This is a genomic window from uncultured Granulicatella sp., from assembly GCF_963545075.1.
Taxonomy (GTDB): domain Bacteria; phylum Bacillota; class Bacilli; order Lactobacillales; family Aerococcaceae; genus Granulicatella.
Genome location: NZ_CAUUHX010000003.1, coordinates 18,965 through 34,960, shown reverse-complemented (window position 1 = coordinate 34,960; position 15,996 = coordinate 18,965). Strand labels below are relative to the sequence as shown.

17 protein-coding genes and 1 pseudogene are annotated in these 15,996 nt (G+C 34.5%); all 18 read right to left on the bottom strand.

Annotation, left to right across the window (positions count from 1 at the left end; all coding sequences use genetic code 11):
• Positions 1–13: 13 nt before the first annotated feature.
• The 18 genes and pseudogenes from rpe to glyA all read right to left on the bottom strand — a co-directional run bounded on the left by rpe (position 14) and on the right by glyA (position 15,987).
• Positions 14–658 (bottom strand): ribulose-phosphate 3-epimerase, encoded by a 645-nt coding sequence (gene rpe, locus RWZ86_RS00910; protein WP_314679216.1) that lies wholly within the window; start codon positions 656–658, stop codon positions 14–16.
• Positions 659–680: 22 nt separating this feature from the next.
• Complete coding sequence (rsgA, locus tag RWZ86_RS00905; RefSeq protein WP_314679214.1) at positions 681–1,571, bottom strand: ribosome small subunit-dependent GTPase A; 891 nt, start codon at positions 1,569–1,571, stop codon at positions 681–683.
• A 131-nt stretch (positions 1,572–1,702) separates the two neighbouring features.
• Entirely contained in the window at positions 1,703–2,854 is a 1,152-nt protein-coding gene (locus tag RWZ86_RS00900) for an MFS transporter (RefSeq protein WP_314679212.1), read from the bottom strand.
• Positions 2,855–2,926: 72 nt separating this feature from the next.
• Positions 2,927–3,487, bottom strand: a complete 561-nt coding sequence (gene nrdG / locus RWZ86_RS00895) for an anaerobic ribonucleoside-triphosphate reductase activating protein (RefSeq protein ID WP_314679210.1) — start codon at positions 3,485–3,487, stop codon at positions 2,927–2,929.
• Positions 3,488–3,498: 11 nt separating this feature from the next.
• A complete protein-coding gene (gene nrdD, locus RWZ86_RS00890; protein WP_399544635.1) occupies positions 3,499–5,652 on the bottom strand; it encodes an anaerobic ribonucleoside-triphosphate reductase in 2,154 nt (717 codons plus the stop codon).
• A 234-nt stretch (positions 5,653–5,886) separates the two neighbouring features.
• Positions 5,887–6,855: pseudogene (locus tag RWZ86_RS00885) on the bottom strand (metal ABC transporter substrate-binding protein); the annotation flags it as partial.
• Between the two features lie 13 nt (positions 6,856–6,868).
• Positions 6,869–6,979 (bottom strand): putative metal homeostasis protein, encoded by a 111-nt coding sequence (locus tag RWZ86_RS00880; RefSeq protein WP_227930882.1) that lies wholly within the window; start codon positions 6,977–6,979, stop codon positions 6,869–6,871.
• Between the two features lie 27 nt (positions 6,980–7,006).
• Positions 7,007–7,276, bottom strand: coding sequence for a 30S ribosomal protein S14 (gene rpsN, locus RWZ86_RS00875; RefSeq protein ID WP_314679207.1), 270 nt, complete (start codon positions 7,274–7,276; stop codon positions 7,007–7,009).
• 155 nt (positions 7,277–7,431) lie between these two features.
• Positions 7,432–7,866 (bottom strand): F0F1 ATP synthase subunit epsilon, encoded by a 435-nt coding sequence (locus RWZ86_RS00870; RefSeq protein ID WP_314679205.1) that lies wholly within the window; start codon positions 7,864–7,866, stop codon positions 7,432–7,434.
• 2 nt (positions 7,867–7,868) lie between these two features.
• Entirely contained in the window at positions 7,869–9,293 is a 1,425-nt protein-coding gene (gene atpD / locus RWZ86_RS00865) for a F0F1 ATP synthase subunit beta (RefSeq protein WP_314450740.1), read from the bottom strand.
• A gap of 20 nt (positions 9,294–9,313) precedes the next feature.
• Positions 9,314–10,246: a F0F1 ATP synthase subunit gamma gene (locus RWZ86_RS00860; protein ID WP_314679203.1), complete on the bottom strand. Its 933-nt coding sequence runs from the start codon at positions 10,244–10,246 to the stop codon at positions 9,314–9,316.
• A gap of 34 nt (positions 10,247–10,280) precedes the next feature.
• Positions 10,281–11,789 carry a F0F1 ATP synthase subunit alpha gene (gene atpA, locus RWZ86_RS00855; protein WP_314679201.1) on the bottom strand — a complete coding sequence of 503 codons (1,509 nt, stop codon included), beginning with the start codon at positions 11,787–11,789 and terminating at the stop codon, positions 10,281–10,283.
• 4 nt (positions 11,790–11,793) lie between these two features.
• A complete protein-coding gene (gene atpH, locus RWZ86_RS00850) occupies positions 11,794–12,336 on the bottom strand; it encodes an ATP synthase F1 subunit delta (RefSeq protein ID WP_314679199.1) in 543 nt (180 codons plus the stop codon).
• Positions 12,336–12,836, bottom strand: a complete 501-nt coding sequence (gene atpF / locus RWZ86_RS00845) for a F0F1 ATP synthase subunit B (RefSeq protein WP_314679197.1) — start codon at positions 12,834–12,836, stop codon at positions 12,336–12,338. Before atpF ends, atpH begins: the two co-directional genes overlap by 1 nt.
• 41 nt (positions 12,837–12,877) lie before the next feature.
• Complete coding sequence (atpE, locus tag RWZ86_RS00840) at positions 12,878–13,093, bottom strand: F0F1 ATP synthase subunit C (RefSeq protein WP_006703461.1); 216 nt, start codon at positions 13,091–13,093, stop codon at positions 12,878–12,880.
• Between the two features lie 25 nt (positions 13,094–13,118).
• Positions 13,119–13,832, bottom strand: coding sequence for a F0F1 ATP synthase subunit A (gene atpB / locus RWZ86_RS00835; protein ID WP_227930874.1), 714 nt, complete (start codon positions 13,830–13,832; stop codon positions 13,119–13,121).
• 130 nt (positions 13,833–13,962) lie between these two features.
• Entirely contained in the window at positions 13,963–14,598 is a 636-nt protein-coding gene (gene upp, locus RWZ86_RS00830) for a uracil phosphoribosyltransferase (protein WP_314679194.1), read from the bottom strand.
• A 156-nt stretch (positions 14,599–14,754) separates the two neighbouring features.
• Entirely contained in the window at positions 14,755–15,987 is a 1,233-nt protein-coding gene (glyA, locus tag RWZ86_RS00825) for a serine hydroxymethyltransferase (RefSeq protein WP_314679193.1), read from the bottom strand.
• Between the last annotated feature and the right edge of the window lie 9 nt (positions 15,988–15,996).

The following is a 15,996-nucleotide window of genomic DNA, read 5'->3' as shown; positions in this document are numbered from 1 at the left end:
CCCAATTCCTCTTTTAAGCTTCTTTAATAGAATCAATTGCCTTTTTAATATCGTCTGCATAGTACACATAAGAACCTGCTACGGCAACGTCTACCCCTGCTTCACGACATAATTTAGCTGTTTGACCATTTACGCCACCATCTACTTCAATTAAATAGTTGTATCCATGTTTTTGACGTAATTCTACTAATTCTCTTACTTTATCTAATGTTTCTGGAATAAATGCTTGTCCACCAAATCCTGGGTTTACAGTCATCACTAATACTAAGTCAACCATTCCTAATACAGCACTAATCGCACTCACTGGAGTTCCTGGATTAATGACAATCCCTGCTTTTACTCCTTCAGATTTAATCAATTGTAAAGTACGGTGAATGTGGTTTGTAGCCTCAATATGAACAGAAATATAGTCTGCTCCTGCTTTAGCAAATTCCTTTACAAAACGTTCAGGTTCTTGAACCATTAAATGACAATCTAATGTTAATGTTGTAATAGGACGAAGTCCTTCTACAATATTTGGTCCAAGTGTTAAGTTAGGAACGAATTGACCGTCCATTGCATCGATATGAATCCAGTCTGCTCCTAATTTTTCTACTTTCTTAACGTCTTCTCCTAATGTTGCAAAATTTGCACTTAAAATGGAAGGTGCTACTTTCATGATTTTGACTCCTTTATAATCATTATTTTTTTCTTTGATAAATTGGTTTTCTTTGGCTAATTTCTTCATAGAAATCTTGATAATGGTCATATCTTTCTTGCCAAATTTTTCCTTCTTCCACCGCTTCAATGACGGCACACTGAGGTTCGTGTTGATGAGAACACTCTCTAAATTTACAATGAGTTGAGTATTCTTCAAATTCTGGAAATAAATGCGGAAGGTCTTCTTTTTCCACACCAATAAAGTCTACCGTACTAAATCCAGGGGTATCTGCTATCCAAACTTCTTCTACTTCATGTAAAGAAACTTGTCTAGTCGTATGTTTCCCTCGACCTAGTGCGCTAGAAATTTCTCCAGTCTCTTGATTCAACTCTGGAATTAATTGGTTCAACATTGTTGACTTTCCAACCCCAGATTGCCCTAAAAAGACCACTAGTTTCCCTTTATAGGAAGCTAAAAATTCACTTTGGTGATCTTTTACTTCTGAGGAATACCATACTTCATATCCTACTTCTTGGTATTTCTTCTTCACTGCTTCTAGATGTTGCAATTGTGCTGAAGTTAATAAATCTACCTTTGTAATCAGTAAGACTGGTTGAATTTCCATTCCTTCTAAATATACTAAAAACCGATCCACTAAATGCGTTGAAAAATCTGGTTCCACAGCAGACATCACCACTACACCAATATCTACATTTGAAACAGGTGGACGAACTAAAGCATTTTTCCTTGGATAAATTTTTTCCAGTACTCCTTCTTCCAGAGTATCACTTGTAAAATCCACAATATCTCCGACTAATGGAGACTGTCCCCTTTTTCTAAAAACTCCACGTGCTCGAGTTTGATAAATTTGATGAGAGGACTCGATATAATAAAAGCCACTTAAGGCTCGAATAATTTTTCCTTGAGGCATAATCGCTCCTTCTTTTTTTGTTATCAGTTACATTATAAAGATTTTCCAAAGAAATTGCTATGCTTTTTCCTCAACATCATCCAAAAGAAAAAGAAGATGAGATTTAAGCTCTCATCTTCTTTTTCTAAAAATTATTTTTCATATAAATACCATCCGCTAATCATTGCAACGATACCCATAAAAGTACTCGCCATATAAAATGGCGCAATAAACGGATTCCAATTCAACCATTCAGGAAGTTTCGTCATAATAACCGGAGTCAAAATTACCCCAATATTCCCTCCAACTAACACAATACTAGTTGTTAAATTAATTTCTTCTTTTTCAAAAATTTTAGAAATAAAATAGAAAATATAAGACATCGTGCCTACAAAACTTACCCCAATTAAAATACTCGCAACATAATATAAAACAATCTGTTTAAAGAAAATAAAGATTAAACTACCTACTGCCATACTAAGTAGCATCATCGGCAATGTTAAATCTCCAACTTTTTTCAATAACATTCCGAAAATAAAGCCGGCAATCGTACCACTTAAGGCTAAAATCGTTAATAAATTACGAGATAGAGCTACTTCTAATTGATAATGCGTTAAAATAAGTGATGGAATTTTAATCGTTAATCCCATATAACTCACTCCTACTAAAAATGTTAGAAGTGTCAACAAAACGGCCGCTAAACGAATGTTACCTTTTTTCTTAACACGTTGTTCTACTGGAGTATTTGGAACATATTGATAAAATAATAGGAAAATTGGAATCGCAATTAAATAAGTTAAAAATACCGCACGTTCACTAAACAGCAATAAGTAACCTGATAAAAATGTCGTTAGTGCTTTCCCAATATTTAAGAAAGCCGTTCTCATCCCAATCATTGTTGCTTTTTCATCCGACTCAAAAAAGTCACTCATCAAACTAATCGACAGAGAATTAAATAATCCAATCCCTGCTCCCAACAACATTCGACTCATCATCACTAATTTAAAATTTGTTAAAAAGGCTGGAAGAGGTCCAAAAATAATAATCAAACCAATCCCTAATAATACGGTATTCTTTTTCCCAATTTTATTCATGACAAGATTACTGATTAACACAAAAATCGTAATCATCATTGCTGGAATCGTCGCTAAACTTTCCACAGAAGCCAATCCTAGTTCTGGATTCATCCCATGGTAATACTCGTATAATTTAGGCAAAACAGGTGAGATGGCCAAATGAGACATTAATAATGTCGAAATACTCACTAATGAGAATTTTGAAATAGTTGATAACTTCATACACATAACTCCTTAAAAAACATTAATATCTATTTTACTGAATGATTCTAAGAATCGTCAAGTGTCGGTAAAATTCTCCTATTCTCTTAATCCATCCCATAAAACAACTCGCCTGTTCTGTAAAGACTTTTGTACGTCAATAATTCTTTGATTCGAACTTCCTCTAAACTGCAATGTTAAATCTCTTTTTTTAATATCAAATCTTCCATCTACTAAAATATCGAGTTCTTGTAGTAACGCTTTTTTGTCAGGTGTTTCTAGCTGTAATTCTTCCCAAGTATAGCCTGTCCATGACCAAATATCTTTAGAATGCCCATAAACACTTCGTAATTTACGAACTAAGGACAGGCATACTTGAGTATTTAAGAAAGGTTCTCCACCTAATAACGTCAATCCTTGGCAATAACTAGCGCCAATATCTTGAATGATTTGTTCTTCTAATTCTTCTGTATAAAGAATTCCTGTATTAAAATTTTGTGCTTTAACATTATAACAACCTTCACAGGCAAATAAACAGCCACTCACATATAAAGAACAACGTACTCCTTCTCCATCTACAAAATTATAAGGCTTATAACTAGCAATTTTCCCTTTAGAATATTGCTCACTTGTCCATTCCCCCGGTTTTGGAAACTTCATACCCAATCCTCCTAATTTCTTAGATTTCGTTCATTGGAGAGATGTTTAACCCGTGATTTAATTTCTTGATGTCTTCCGTGAACCATTGGACGAGCTTGAGGATTTCCTAAATAACCGCAAGTTCGTTTAACGACATCACAAGTTTTTGGATTTCTATTTTTACAAATTGGACATTCAAATCCTTTTGCAGTCGGTTCAAACTCCCCTTCATACCCACATTCATAACAACGATCAATCGGTGTATTAGTTCCAAGATAACCTACTCTTTCATATGCATAATCCCAAACTGCTTCAAGCCCTTTTGGATTTTGTTTCATAACAGGATATTCGCAATAATGAATAAATCCACCTGAAGAATAAATTGGATAATCTTTTTCGAACTCAATTTTTTCAAATGGAGTTGGAGACTTTCTCACATCATAATGGAAACTATTTGTATAATATTCCTTATCTGTAATATCAGCTACATCTCCAAATTTTTCTTGGTCTAATCGACAAAAACGATCTGTTAAACTTTCACTTGGCGTTGCATATACACTAAAATGATAGTCATATTCATCCGACCATTCCTTTGTTTTCTCGCTCAATCGTTTCACAATATTTAAGGTGAAATCTTTTGCTTCTGGATTTGTTTCCCAACAATTGCCAAAAAAGACAGTAGCCGTTTCATATAAGCCAATATATCCAAGAGATACTGTTGCACGACGATGTTTGAATACTTCATCTACTGGTTCATCATTCATCAATCGTTTTCCAAATGAACCATAACGATATAAAATAGGCGCATTCGCTGATTTTGCCTCTTTACAGCGTTCTACACGATACACTAATGCATCTTTACAAATTTGTAATTTTTCTTCTAAAATAGTCCAAAATTGCTCTTCTTCACCATCTGATTCCAACGCAATTCTAGGGAGGTTTAGGGTCACAACTCCTAAATTCATTCTTCCATCGGAAACATCTTCACCTTTTTCATTTTTCCACCCTTGTAAAAATGAACGGCAACCCATCGGCACTTTAAAACTACCCGTAATTCGAACAATTTGTTCATAATTTAAAACATCTGGATACATTCTTTTCGTCGAACATTCTAACGCTAATGTTTTGATATCATAATTCGGATCCGTTTGTTCTAAATTCACACCACGTTTTAACGTAAAAATTAATTTAGGGAAAATAGCTGTTCTTTGTTCTTTCCCAATCCCTTTAATTCTTACTTTTAAAATTGCTTTTTGAATTTCTCGTTCAAATAATGACATTCCTAATCCAAATCCTAATGTTGTAAATGGGGTTTGCCCTTGAGAAGTATAGAGCGTATTTATTTCATACTCTAATGATTGCATGGCATCATAAATATCTTTTTTCGTTTTTTCGAATGCATACGTTTTTTGTTTTTCTTCTCCATCCACCCATTTTTTAGCATCTTGTAAATGTTTTTCATAATTCAACTTTGCATAGGGAGCTAATACTTCATCAATTCGATTAGCAGAACATCCTCCATATTGACTTGAAGCGACATTCGCAATAATTTGTGCCATTTGAGCTGTAGCTGTTTGAATCGATTTTGGACTTTCGACATCTGCATTTCCAATTTTAAAGCCATGTTCAAACATTTCCTTGAAATCAATTAAACTACAATTCGTCATTGGTAAATAAGGATGATAATCTAAGTCATGATAATGAATATCTCCTTTTAAATGCGCATTTGCAACATGGGGTGGCAGCATTTTTAATCCGAAAGCTTTTCCTACCGTTCCCGCCATCAAATCTCGTTGCGTATTAAAGACTTCACTATCTTTATTTGCATTTTCATGAATAATACTCGCATCTCTTTGACTTAATTTTGTTAATCGTTGAGTAACATCCATTTCTTTTTCTCTTTTTTTATCCCATTCAATTCGATTGGCAAGAAATTGATTCGCTAATACCGTTTCGCCTTCTTGTTTCAAACACTCTAGAATCACAGCTTCTATCTCTTCTGATTTGATTTCACTTTTTGCTAAACTTTCAATGTTTGATAAAACCTTGTCCACTATTCTATCTAATACTTCCTTTCGATTCATTGAAAGTTCAACATATAAACTTTTTTCAACTCTTTCTAATCCGTGAAAGATTTTTTGACGACGAAATGTCTCTACTCTTTCATCTCTTTTCTTTACAAGCATTACACTCAAGCTCACTCCTCCTTTACTTTTTATTACCTCCACTATCATACACCTACATATTGTGTTTTTCAACAAAAATCAAAACTATATATAGTATTTATTTCCATAAAAAAACTTCTATAGAAACTCTCGTCTCTATAGAAGTTTAATCTAAAACTCTCTAAACTATCGAAGAAACTCACTAAAATCATACTCCCTACGAATTTCTTCATTTCAACTTAAAAAATTTTAATGCTCTGGCTTAATTTCTTTACCTGCTACGGTCGTTGTTTTCAATAAAGCCTGAAGATTTTCTTTCATGACTGAAATATAATCATCACCCTTATCCATTTCTTCTTTTGTTAAAGATTCTAATGGATTTAACACCTCTAACACTACTCCCGTTTCTGTGGCTAGAGTCTTCGCAATTTTTTCTGATGCATTTTCTTCAAAATAAATATAACGAATTTCATTTTCTTTAATATACTTCGTTAATTCAGCTAGACGAGCTGGTGAAGGTTCTGCTTCTGGAGAAATTCCTGCAATTCCCACTTGATTCAAACCATAATCTGTCGCTAAATATCTAAACGCTGTATGTTGTGTCACAAAATTCTTTTGCTTCGCATCTTTTAAAGCTGTTGTGTACTCATTATCTAACTGCGATAATTTTTCTAAATATGCTTGTGCATTTGTTTTAAATGCAGATGCTTTTTCAGGAAATGCTTCGCTTAATTGAGCTGTAATTTTTTCAACTAATAATTTTGCTTTTTTAGGTGATAACCATACATGTGGATCAAACTCATGTTCATGTTCGTCATGATGTTCTTCACCTTCGTGATCATGGTCGTCTTCAATTGGCAATAACTCCATATCTTTTGTTGCTTTAATTTCTTTAACTTTTGAATCTGTTAAACTCTTCATCACTGTTGGAACCCAAGTTTCCATATTTTCATTATCATAAACTAAAGCATCTGACTGTGAGATTTTTGCAATATCTTTTGCAGTTGGATCATATTCATGCGGTTCAGTTCCAGCTTCAATTAATAAAGAAACTTCTCCTTCGTCTCCAACAATATTTCTAGTGAAATCATACATTGGGAAAAATGTTGTCATAATATTTAATTTAGATTCTTTTTGAGGTTTTGTAGAAGTAGTTGGTTGTGAACAAGCTCCTAATAAGAATGCTGCTCCTAACACTGCTACAATTTTTTTACTTACTTTCATGACCTTACTCCTCTTATTTTTTCTTTCCACGTTTCGCTTCATGAATTAATTTTAACGCACGTTTACGAGTTTTAATATTTGGACTTTTCATTTGTCTGTATGCTGTTGCTAAATCTTGTTTCATTTCTTTCCCTCCATTACTTTCTTTGAATTACCAGCTTGCTTTTACAACACCTGGAATTAAGCCTTTATGAGCTAAATCACGGAATTTAATTCTTGAGATTCCGAATTTTCTCATATAAGCTCTTGGGCGACCATCAACTTTATCTCTATTTTTTACACGGTTTGGATTTGAATTAATAGGTAGTTTACGAAGTGCTTCATAATCTCCTGCTTGTTTTAATTCATATCTAAGTTGTGCATATTTTTCTACTAATGCTAATTGTTTTTCGTGTTTAGCAATTTTTGACTTTTTAGCCATTTGTTCTCCTCTTTTCGTTTTGACTTTTTCTTAAATCGTAACATTTACGTTTTATGATTATAGCAGTTCTTTTTTTATTTTGCAATAGGTATTTTATGTTTTTTCACAGAAAATGAAAAAAACTGTTGGCATAATACCAACAGTTTTCATTTTCATTATTGTTTTAATCGACGATGTTTTGAAACACCAATACGGTTAATCGCTTTGTTCAATGCAATTTTCGCACGTTCTACTTCACTCTTAGAACACTCTTTATTTTGAATAATTGCTTCTGCTTTATCACGCGCTTGTTCTGCACGACCCACGTCAATATCACGTGCACGTTCAGCAACGTTGGCAATAACCGTTACGACATTATCACGTACTTCAATAATTCCGCCACCGATTGCAATATAATCAGTAGGAGAATCTTCTAAGAAACGTTTTACTCGTAATTCACCAATTTTTAACGGTAACATAATTGGCGCATGGTTTGGAAGAATCGTAATTCCTCCATCAATAGCTTCTGCACTAACCGAATAAGAACGGTGATTATAAACTTTTCCTTCTGGAGTCGTTACGACGACTAAAAGTTCTCGATTTTCAAGCATGATTAATTACCTCCTCGGTAACCTGCCGCTTGTGCTTTTTTAAGAACATCTTCAATCGGTCCAACATTACGGAATAAGTCTTCAGGAATATCATCATATTCTCCATCAATAATTCCTTTAAAGCCACGTACTGTATCTTTAATAGGAACATATGAACCTGGTTGACCTGTAAATGCTTCTGCAACGTGGAAGTTTTGAGATAAGAAGAATTGAATTCTTCTTGCACGGTTTACAATAATTTTTTCACTATCAGATAATTCATCAATCCCTAAAATAGCGATAATATCTTGTAATTCACGATAACGTTGTAACATTTGTTGAACTTTCATAGCTACTTCATAGTGTTCTTCTCCTACAATATCAGGAGTTAAAGCACTTGAAGTTGAAGCTAATGGATCCACCGCTGGGTAAATCCCTTGTTCTGTTAAACGACGCTCTAAGTTCGTTGTTGCATCTAAATGGGCAAATGTTGTAGCTGGCGCTGGGTCAGTATAGTCATCGGCAGGAACGTAGATTGCTTGAATGGATGTAATAGATCCATCTTTTGTTGAACTAATACGTTCTTGTAATTGTCCCATTTCAGTTGCTAATGTTGGTTGATAACCTACCGCTGAAGGCATACGACCTAATAGGGCAGATACTTCTGAACCTGCTTGAGTAAAACGATAAATATTATCAATGAATAATAATACATCTTGTTTTTGCTCATCACGGAAGTGTTCAGCAATTGTTAACCCTGTTAAAGCAACACGCATACGAGCTCCTGGTGGTTCATTCATTTGTCCAAATACCATGGCAGTTTTAGCAGATACACCTGACTCTTGCATTTCATGGTAAAGGTCATTCCCTTCACGAGTACGTTCTCCAACACCCGTAAATACAGAAATACCACCTAATTCTTCAGCAATGTTATGAATTAATTCTTGGATTAATACCGTCTTACCTACTCCGGCACCTCCGAATAATCCAATTTTACCACCTTTTAAGTAAGGTGCTAATAAGTCAATAACTTTAATACCTGTTTGTAGAATTTCGTATTGGCTACTTAATTGTTCAAATTTAGGGGCTGGTTTATGAATTTCATCACGTCTAAAATCTTCAGGAAATTTCTCCCCTAAATCAATTGTATCCCCTAATACATTAAATACACGTCCTAAAGTTTCTGTTCCAACTGGAACACTAATCGTACGTCCTAAATCAATAACTTTCATACCTCGTTGAAGACCATCAGTTGATTCCATGGCAATTGTACGTACAGCACCATCCCCTAATTCAACAGCTGTTTCAAGCGTAATTGTTTTTTTATGCCCTTCACCATCTTCTTTGATTACATGTAGGGCATTGTGAATATCAGGCACGCCTTCTTCTAAAGGAAATACAACGTCCACAACTGGTCCAACAACTTGTAAAATTTCTCCAGTTCTCAAAAAATTTCCTCCTTTCACTCTTACTGTTCTTCTAGAGCTGCTGCTCCGCCAACGATTTCAGTTATTTCTTGTGTAATTTGTGCTTGACGACGTTGGTTTAAATCTTGTGTCAAATCACTAATTAAATCTCTCGCATTATCCGTTGCACTTCTCATAGCTGTCATACGTGAAGCATGTTCAGCTGCTTTTGCATCGATAATCGCCCCATAAATAAGAGATTCTGCATATTGAGGCAATAATGTTTCCATAATAATTTCTTTATTTGGCTCAAAAATATAATCTAACTCATATTCTTTCGCTTCATCTTCATCTAAGTCAATAATTGGTAACATTTTTTCAACACGATAATTTGATAATAATGCATTCACATGGTGATTGTAACAAACATAAAATTCATCAAATTCACCTTGTCTAAACATTTGTACCGCGCTACTTACAATTTTACGTACTTCTTCAAATGATGGAATATCACTGACATCATTAATTTCTAAACGAACATCAATGTCCATCTTTTTAAAGAAGCGACTTGCAGCTCCACCAATCGTTAAAATCACATACTCATCTTTTGAATCATGATCGGTTTGCAACATTTCACGAGTTGCTTGGAAAATAGAAGAATTATAACTTCCGGCTAAACCTTGGTCTGAAGAAATGACTAAATACCCTGTTTTTTTCACAGGTCTTTCGATTAATAAATCATGATAATCAATAAATGATTCTTCTTCATTTGAATCAATTTCTTCATCCGTATCTTCTACTTTCACATTTTGTTCAGCATATAATAAATGCGTTACAACTTCACGAATTTTTTCAGCATAATCATGATAACGGCGAACGGCTTGTTCAGACTTAGCTAGTTTTGAAGCAGAAACCATTTGCATAGCACTTGTAATTTGACTTGTTTTTTTCGTTGAAATAATTCGCTTCTTCAAGTCGTTTAATGAAGACGCCATACAATTCACCTCTTCTTTCTAGTTCGCATTACTTTTAACGTTCGTATAGATGAATTTGTTTAAACTTGTCAATAACTTGATAGAAAGCTTCTTCATCTGGAATTTTTTCTTCATCACGAATACTTGCTAAAATGTCAGCATGTTCATTTTCTAAATGATGATACAATGCTTTTTCGAAATCTTTCAATCTTTCAATTGGAATAGAATCTAAGATTCCATGTGTTAATGCAAATAAAATTGATACTTGATGTTCAATTGGTAATGGTCTATGAACATCTTGTTTTAATACTTCTACGGTTCTCTTACCACGATTTAATTTTTGTTGAGTTGCCGCATCTAAATCAGAACCAAATTGAGTGAAGGCTTCTAATTCACGGTAACTTGCTAAATCGATACGTAATGTACCAGAAACTTTTTTCATCGCTTTAATTTGCGCAGATCCCCCTACACGTGATACAGATAATCCGGCAGATAACCCTGGACGAACACCTGAATAGAACAAATCACTTTCTAAGAAGATTTGTCCGTCTGTAATAGAAATTACGTTAGTAGGAATATAAGCAGAAATATCTCCTGCTTGAGTTTCAATAATTGGTAAGGCTGTTAATGAACCGCCACCTAATTCATCATTTAACTTCGCTGAACGTTCTAATAAACGAGAGTGTAAATAGAATACATCCCCTGGATACGCTTCACGACCTGGTGGACGACGAAGTAATAATGAAATTTCACGGTAAGCTGCTGCTTGTTTTGATAAATCATCATAAACAATTAATACATCTTTTCCGTTATACATAAATTCTTCTCCCATTGCAGTTCCTGCATACGGAGCAATATATAGCATTGGAGCTGGTTGTGAAGCACTAGCAGATACAACTGTCGTGTAATCCATTGCTCCATAACGTTTTAAAGTTTCTACTAAAGCTTTTACAGTAGATTCTTTTTGTCCAATTGCAACATAAATACATAAAGTATCTTTACCTTTTTGGTTCAAAATTGCATCGATTGCAATACTTGTTTTACCTGTTTTTCTGTCTCCGATAATTAATTCCCTTTGACCTTTACCAATTGGAACTAATGCATCGATTACTTTTAATCCAGTGGCTAATGATTGGTGCACACTTTTACGTTGCATTACACCAGGTGCTTCATTTTCTACTGGACGACGTTTTGTTGTTTCAAGAGCTCCTAAGCCATCAATTGGACGACCTAAAGCATCCACAACACGACCAATCAAAGCATCTCCTACAGGAACGTCTAAAATACGACCTGTACGACGCACTGATTCTCCTTCATGGATATTTTCATAAGTACCAAAGATAATAACACCGACATCATTTTTCTCTAGATTTTGTGCCATACCATAAGTACCATTTGCAAATTCTACTAATTCACCAGCCATGACATTGGTAAGACCGATGACACGAGCAATTCCGTCCCCAATAAATGAAACTTCACCAATTTCTTCAATGTGTTGTTCCGCTTCAAAGGAATTAATTTGGTTGCGGATTCCTGCTGTGATATTACCGAATTCCGTATCCATTGTCTCACCCCTTCAATCCTGTTTGACTAATTTTCTTCTTAAACTGTTCAAGTTTATATAATAATGTTCCGTCTAATAAATATTCTTTTGTCTTTAATTTCACTCCACCAATAACGCTTGGATCAACCGTATTGACGAATGAGTCATACTCTTTTCTCATTTTCTTTTGAAAAGCTTCTGCAATACGATTCATTTGTTCTTCTGTTAGTGGAACTGCTGAAATCATTTCAAGTCGATTTGCTGAATAAATATCAAGAAAAGCTTCGATTGCTTCAATTAGATAAGCAGATTTATCAGGGTGTAAATAAGATTTTAAATAATCTTGTGTACTCCTTGATAAATTCGAAACAGCTTCTTGTAATAATGCCATTTTTTCTTCAACGGATACTTGTTCTAAATGCATTAATTGACGAAAACGTGCAGTATTTTGAATTCCGTCTAATACTTCTTGTAATTCTTCTGTAACTGCTTTTAAAGTCCCGTCATATTTGACTTGACCATAAAAATGACTGGCTGCTTTGACTACTTCTTTATGAAATTTCACCATCAGCTTTCCAACCCTTCAATAAAGGATTCAATCACATCTTGATGTGTCTGCTCAGTCAATTCTTTATTTAAAATTTGGCTTGCAAGTTGAACTGATAAATCTACAATTTGATCTTGCATTTGCGCCAAAGCACGTTGTTTCATGGAATCTACTTCACGTTGCCCATCTAGTTTCATTCTAGATACGACATCTCGTCCTTCTTTAATCATTTCATCTTGCATTTTTGAAGCTGCTTCTCTAGTCGTGTTTAAAATTTCTTGACCTTTTACTTCTGCATTATGAATAATTTCTTTTGCATTTGCTTGAATCTCTTCAGCTGCTTTACGTTTCTTTTCAGCTTCATCTAAATCTTTACTGATTTTTTGACGACGAGTTTCTAACATTGCTTCAATTTTATCCCAAGCGAAAAACTTTACTAAAAATAGTAACAAAATAATTGAAATTAAGACAACAAGTGTATCTCCCAGAATAGTGCTAGCTGTTAACATATACTGAAACATCCATCATCCCTCCTTTTCAACAAATTTATCGAATAAACTGATTATTTGATGAAAACTAGGATTAAAGCGATTAATACCGCGAAGATTGGCATCGCTTCGATTAAGGCTACCCCAACGAACATTGTTGAACGTAATTCATTGCTCATTTCTGGTTGGCGTGTCATTGATTCAATTGTTTTTACGATAACTGCTTGGTTACCAAAAGCGGCTGCTAAAGCTGCCCCTGCTACTGCGATTGCTGCTGCTAATTCTGTCATAAGTTAATTCCTCATTTCTTAAAAATTATTCATGTTCTACTTTATGTGCAATGTACACCATTGTTAATGTACAAAATACATAGGCTTGAATAGCTCCGATAACTACGGAAAATCCTTGCCAAACAATTCCTAATGGAATTGCAAAAATATATGTTAAGATTCCGAAACTGGATGAGAACATCACAATTAATCCTAACAATACTTCACCTGCATAAATATTTCCGTAAAGACGGAATGCAAGTGTAATTGTATTTGTAAACTCTTCAATTAATTTAATCGGTAACATTAAAGACATCGGACTCAAATAAGAGTTTTTAATATAGCCTTTAAATCCCATTTTTTGGACACCGGAATAGTGTGCAATTAATGTCGTCATCAATGATAACGCCAAACACACAACCGGACTTGCCGTTGGAGAAGCAAAATAACTATGTTCTCCATAATGGAAATAAATGACCAAACCGACCATATTGGCGATTAAAATAAATGAGAAGAGTGAAAATACATATAAGTAATATGACTTGCCCGTTTCTTCATCTACTGCACTGTTTACAATCCCTTTTGTGAAATCCATCAGAGATTCAAAAACATTTTGCATCTTTCCTGGTTTCATAGAAACATTTCTAGCAGAAACAATTGAAAAAATTGTTACTACTAATAATGTTACAAGACAAGAAAGTAAGATTGGAACTGAAAAAGACAAACCAAAAAATTCTATCGTTTTTGGTAAAGCTTCCATAACTCATACTCCCTTACTTATTCCAAATAAAAAACTGACAATTTTCACCTATCGCATGCATTGCTTAAACGGTGATTATTGTCAGATTTCATGGCAATAGTCAGACGCAAAAGCGTGACTACGATTTTATTTATTTGGTTCCAAATAGGCGATCTCCAGCATCACCTAATCCTGGAAGGATATAGCCGTTTTCATTCAATCGCTCATCTAATGCCGCAGCATAAATGTCAATTTCTGGATGTGCATCTTGAAGGACTTTTACTCCTTCAGGTGCTGCTACAAGACAACAAAACTTAATCGAATTTGGTTGCGCTCCACGTTTTAGTAACGCATCAATCGCAGCCACCGCCGATCCTCCTGTAGCTAACATTGGGTCAACTACAAATAATTGTCTTTCAGAAATATCTGAAGGCAATTTAACGAAATACTCAACAGGTTGCAATGTATCATGATCACGGTACATTCCGACATGTCCAATTTTGGCAGCTGGAATTAATTCTAAAATTCCGTCAACCATTCCTAAACCAGCACGTAAAATAGGAATAATGGCAACTTTTTTACCAGCTAAAGTCTTCAATGTTGTTTTCACTAAAGGTGTTTCAATCTCCACATTCTCTAATGGTAAATCTCTTGAAACTTCATATGCCATTAACATTGAAATTTCATTTACAACCTCACGAAAGACTTTTGTTCCACAATCTTTTTGTCGAATCATCGTTAACTTATGTTGGATTAACGGATGATCTAACACATGAAAATTACCCATCTTGCTTACCCCTTCCATAATATATTTTCACTATTTGTTATTCTACAAAAAAAATAATCAAAATACTAGTATATAAATAGGAAAAAAAGAGTTTTTTTCTTAAAATTTCATTAAGAAAATAGTGTTTTCATTATTTATGTGACTGATTACATCATGTTATTCATACAATGGAAATTTTTTTGTCAATTCTTCTACAGATTGACGAATTTCGTCTAATTTTCCTTCATCATTTGCAGAAGATAGTGTTTCTACAATTAATTGTGCTACTTTCTTCGCTGCTTCTTTATCAAAGCCACGAGTGGTAATAGCTGCTGTTCCGACACGAATACCACTTGTTTTCATTGGTGGCAGTGGGTCAAATGGAATCGCATTTTTATTTACTGTAATTCCTACACTGTCTAATAATTCTTGAGCTTCTTTCCCGTTCAAGCCAGTAGAAGTAATATCTAATAATAATAAATGATTATCTGTTCCACCAGAAATTGGACGAATACCACTTTCATTAAAAACTTCTGCCATTGCTTTTGCATTTTCAACGACATGTTCGATATATTCTCCAAATGCTGGTTGAAGTGCTTCATGGAAGGCAACTGCTTTAGCCGCAATCACATGTTCTAATGGCCCACCTTGGATACCGGGAAAAATAGCACTATTAATTTTTTTCGCAAATTCTTCTTTTGCTAAAATTAAGCCACCTCTTGGTCCACGTAAGGTTTTATGCGTTGTTGAAGTTACAACATCTGCATACGGTACTGGATTTTGGTGTGCTCCTTTTGCAACTAAACCTGCAATATGCGCCATATCCACCATGAAATAAGCATCAATACTTTTAGCGATTTCACTAATACGTTTGAAATCAATTTCTCTTGGGTAGGCAGAAGCTCCTGCAACAATTAGTTTTGGACGTTCTGTTTTAGCAATTTCTTCTAAAGCATCATAATCAATCATTTCTGTTTCTGGATTCAATCCATACGCAATAAAATCATAATCTTGACCAGAGAAGTTTACTCCCATTCCATGGGTCAAATGTCCACCATGACTTAAATCCATTCCTAAAATTTTGTCTCCTTTTGAAACAAGCGCTCGATAAGCTGCCATGTTCGCTTGAGAACCAGAATGGGGTTGAACATTGGCATATTCCGCTCCGAATAATTCTTTTACACGGTCAATTGCTAATTGTTCAATTACATCGACATATTCACATCCACCATAATAACGGCGATTTGGGTAACCTTCTGCATATTTATTTGTTAAAATGCTACCTTGCGCTCGTAATACAGCAGGTGAAACGAAGTTTTCTGAAGCAATTAATTCAATCCCATGCTTTTGACGCTGGGCTTCTTTTTCAATTGCCTCAAACACTAGTGTATCTTCTTTAAACTGTGTCATTAGCTTCAC

Coding starts and splice junctions, on each gene's coding strand:
- atpB (WP_227930874.1), bottom strand. CDS start 13,832: ATGGAAGCTTTACCAAAAACGATAGAATTTTTTGGTTTGTCTTTTTCA.
- atpF (WP_314679197.1), bottom strand. CDS start 12,836: ATGTTTCAGTATATGTTAACAGCTAGCACTATTCTGGGAGATACACTT.
- nrdG (WP_314679210.1), bottom strand. CDS start 3,487: ATGAAGTTTCCAAAACCGGGGGAATGGACAAGTGAGCAATATTCTAAA.
- atpE (WP_006703461.1), bottom strand. CDS start 13,093: ATGACAGAATTAGCAGCAGCAATCGCAGTAGCAGGGGCAGCTTTAGCA.
- nrdD (WP_399544635.1), bottom strand. CDS start 5,652: ATGCTTGTAAAGAAAAGAGATGAAAGAGTAGAGACATTTCGTCGTCAA.
- rpsN (WP_314679207.1), bottom strand. CDS start 7,276: ATGGCTAAAAAGTCAAAAATTGCTAAACACGAAAAACAATTAGCATTA.
- RWZ86_RS00870 (WP_314679205.1), bottom strand. CDS start 7,866: ATGCTTGAAAATCGAGAACTTTTAGTCGTCGTAACGACTCCAGAAGGA.
- atpH (WP_314679199.1), bottom strand. CDS start 12,336: ATGGTGAAATTTCATAAAGAAGTAGTCAAAGCAGCCAGTCATTTTTAT.
- rpe (WP_314679216.1), bottom strand. CDS start 658: ATGAAAGTAGCACCTTCCATTTTAAGTGCAAATTTTGCAACATTAGGA.
- upp (WP_314679194.1), bottom strand. CDS start 14,598: ATGGGTAATTTTCATGTGTTAGATCATCCGTTAATCCAACATAAGTTA.
- RWZ86_RS00900 (WP_314679212.1), bottom strand. CDS start 2,854: ATGTGTATGAAGTTATCAACTATTTCAAAATTCTCATTAGTGAGTATT.
- glyA (WP_314679193.1), bottom strand. CDS start 15,987: ATGACACAGTTTAAAGAAGATACACTAGTGTTTGAGGCAATTGAAAAA.
- RWZ86_RS00880 (WP_227930882.1), bottom strand. CDS start 6,979: ATGAAACAAGATTTAGCAACAGCATACAGACAAATGAAAAGTCCAAAT.
- atpA (WP_314679201.1), bottom strand. CDS start 11,789: ATGGATACGGAATTCGGTAATATCACAGCAGGAATCCGCAACCAAATT.
- rsgA (WP_314679214.1), bottom strand. CDS start 1,571: ATGCCTCAAGGAAAAATTATTCGAGCCTTAAGTGGCTTTTATTATATC.
- RWZ86_RS00860 (WP_314679203.1), bottom strand. CDS start 10,246: ATGGCGTCTTCATTAAACGACTTGAAGAAGCGAATTATTTCAACGAAA.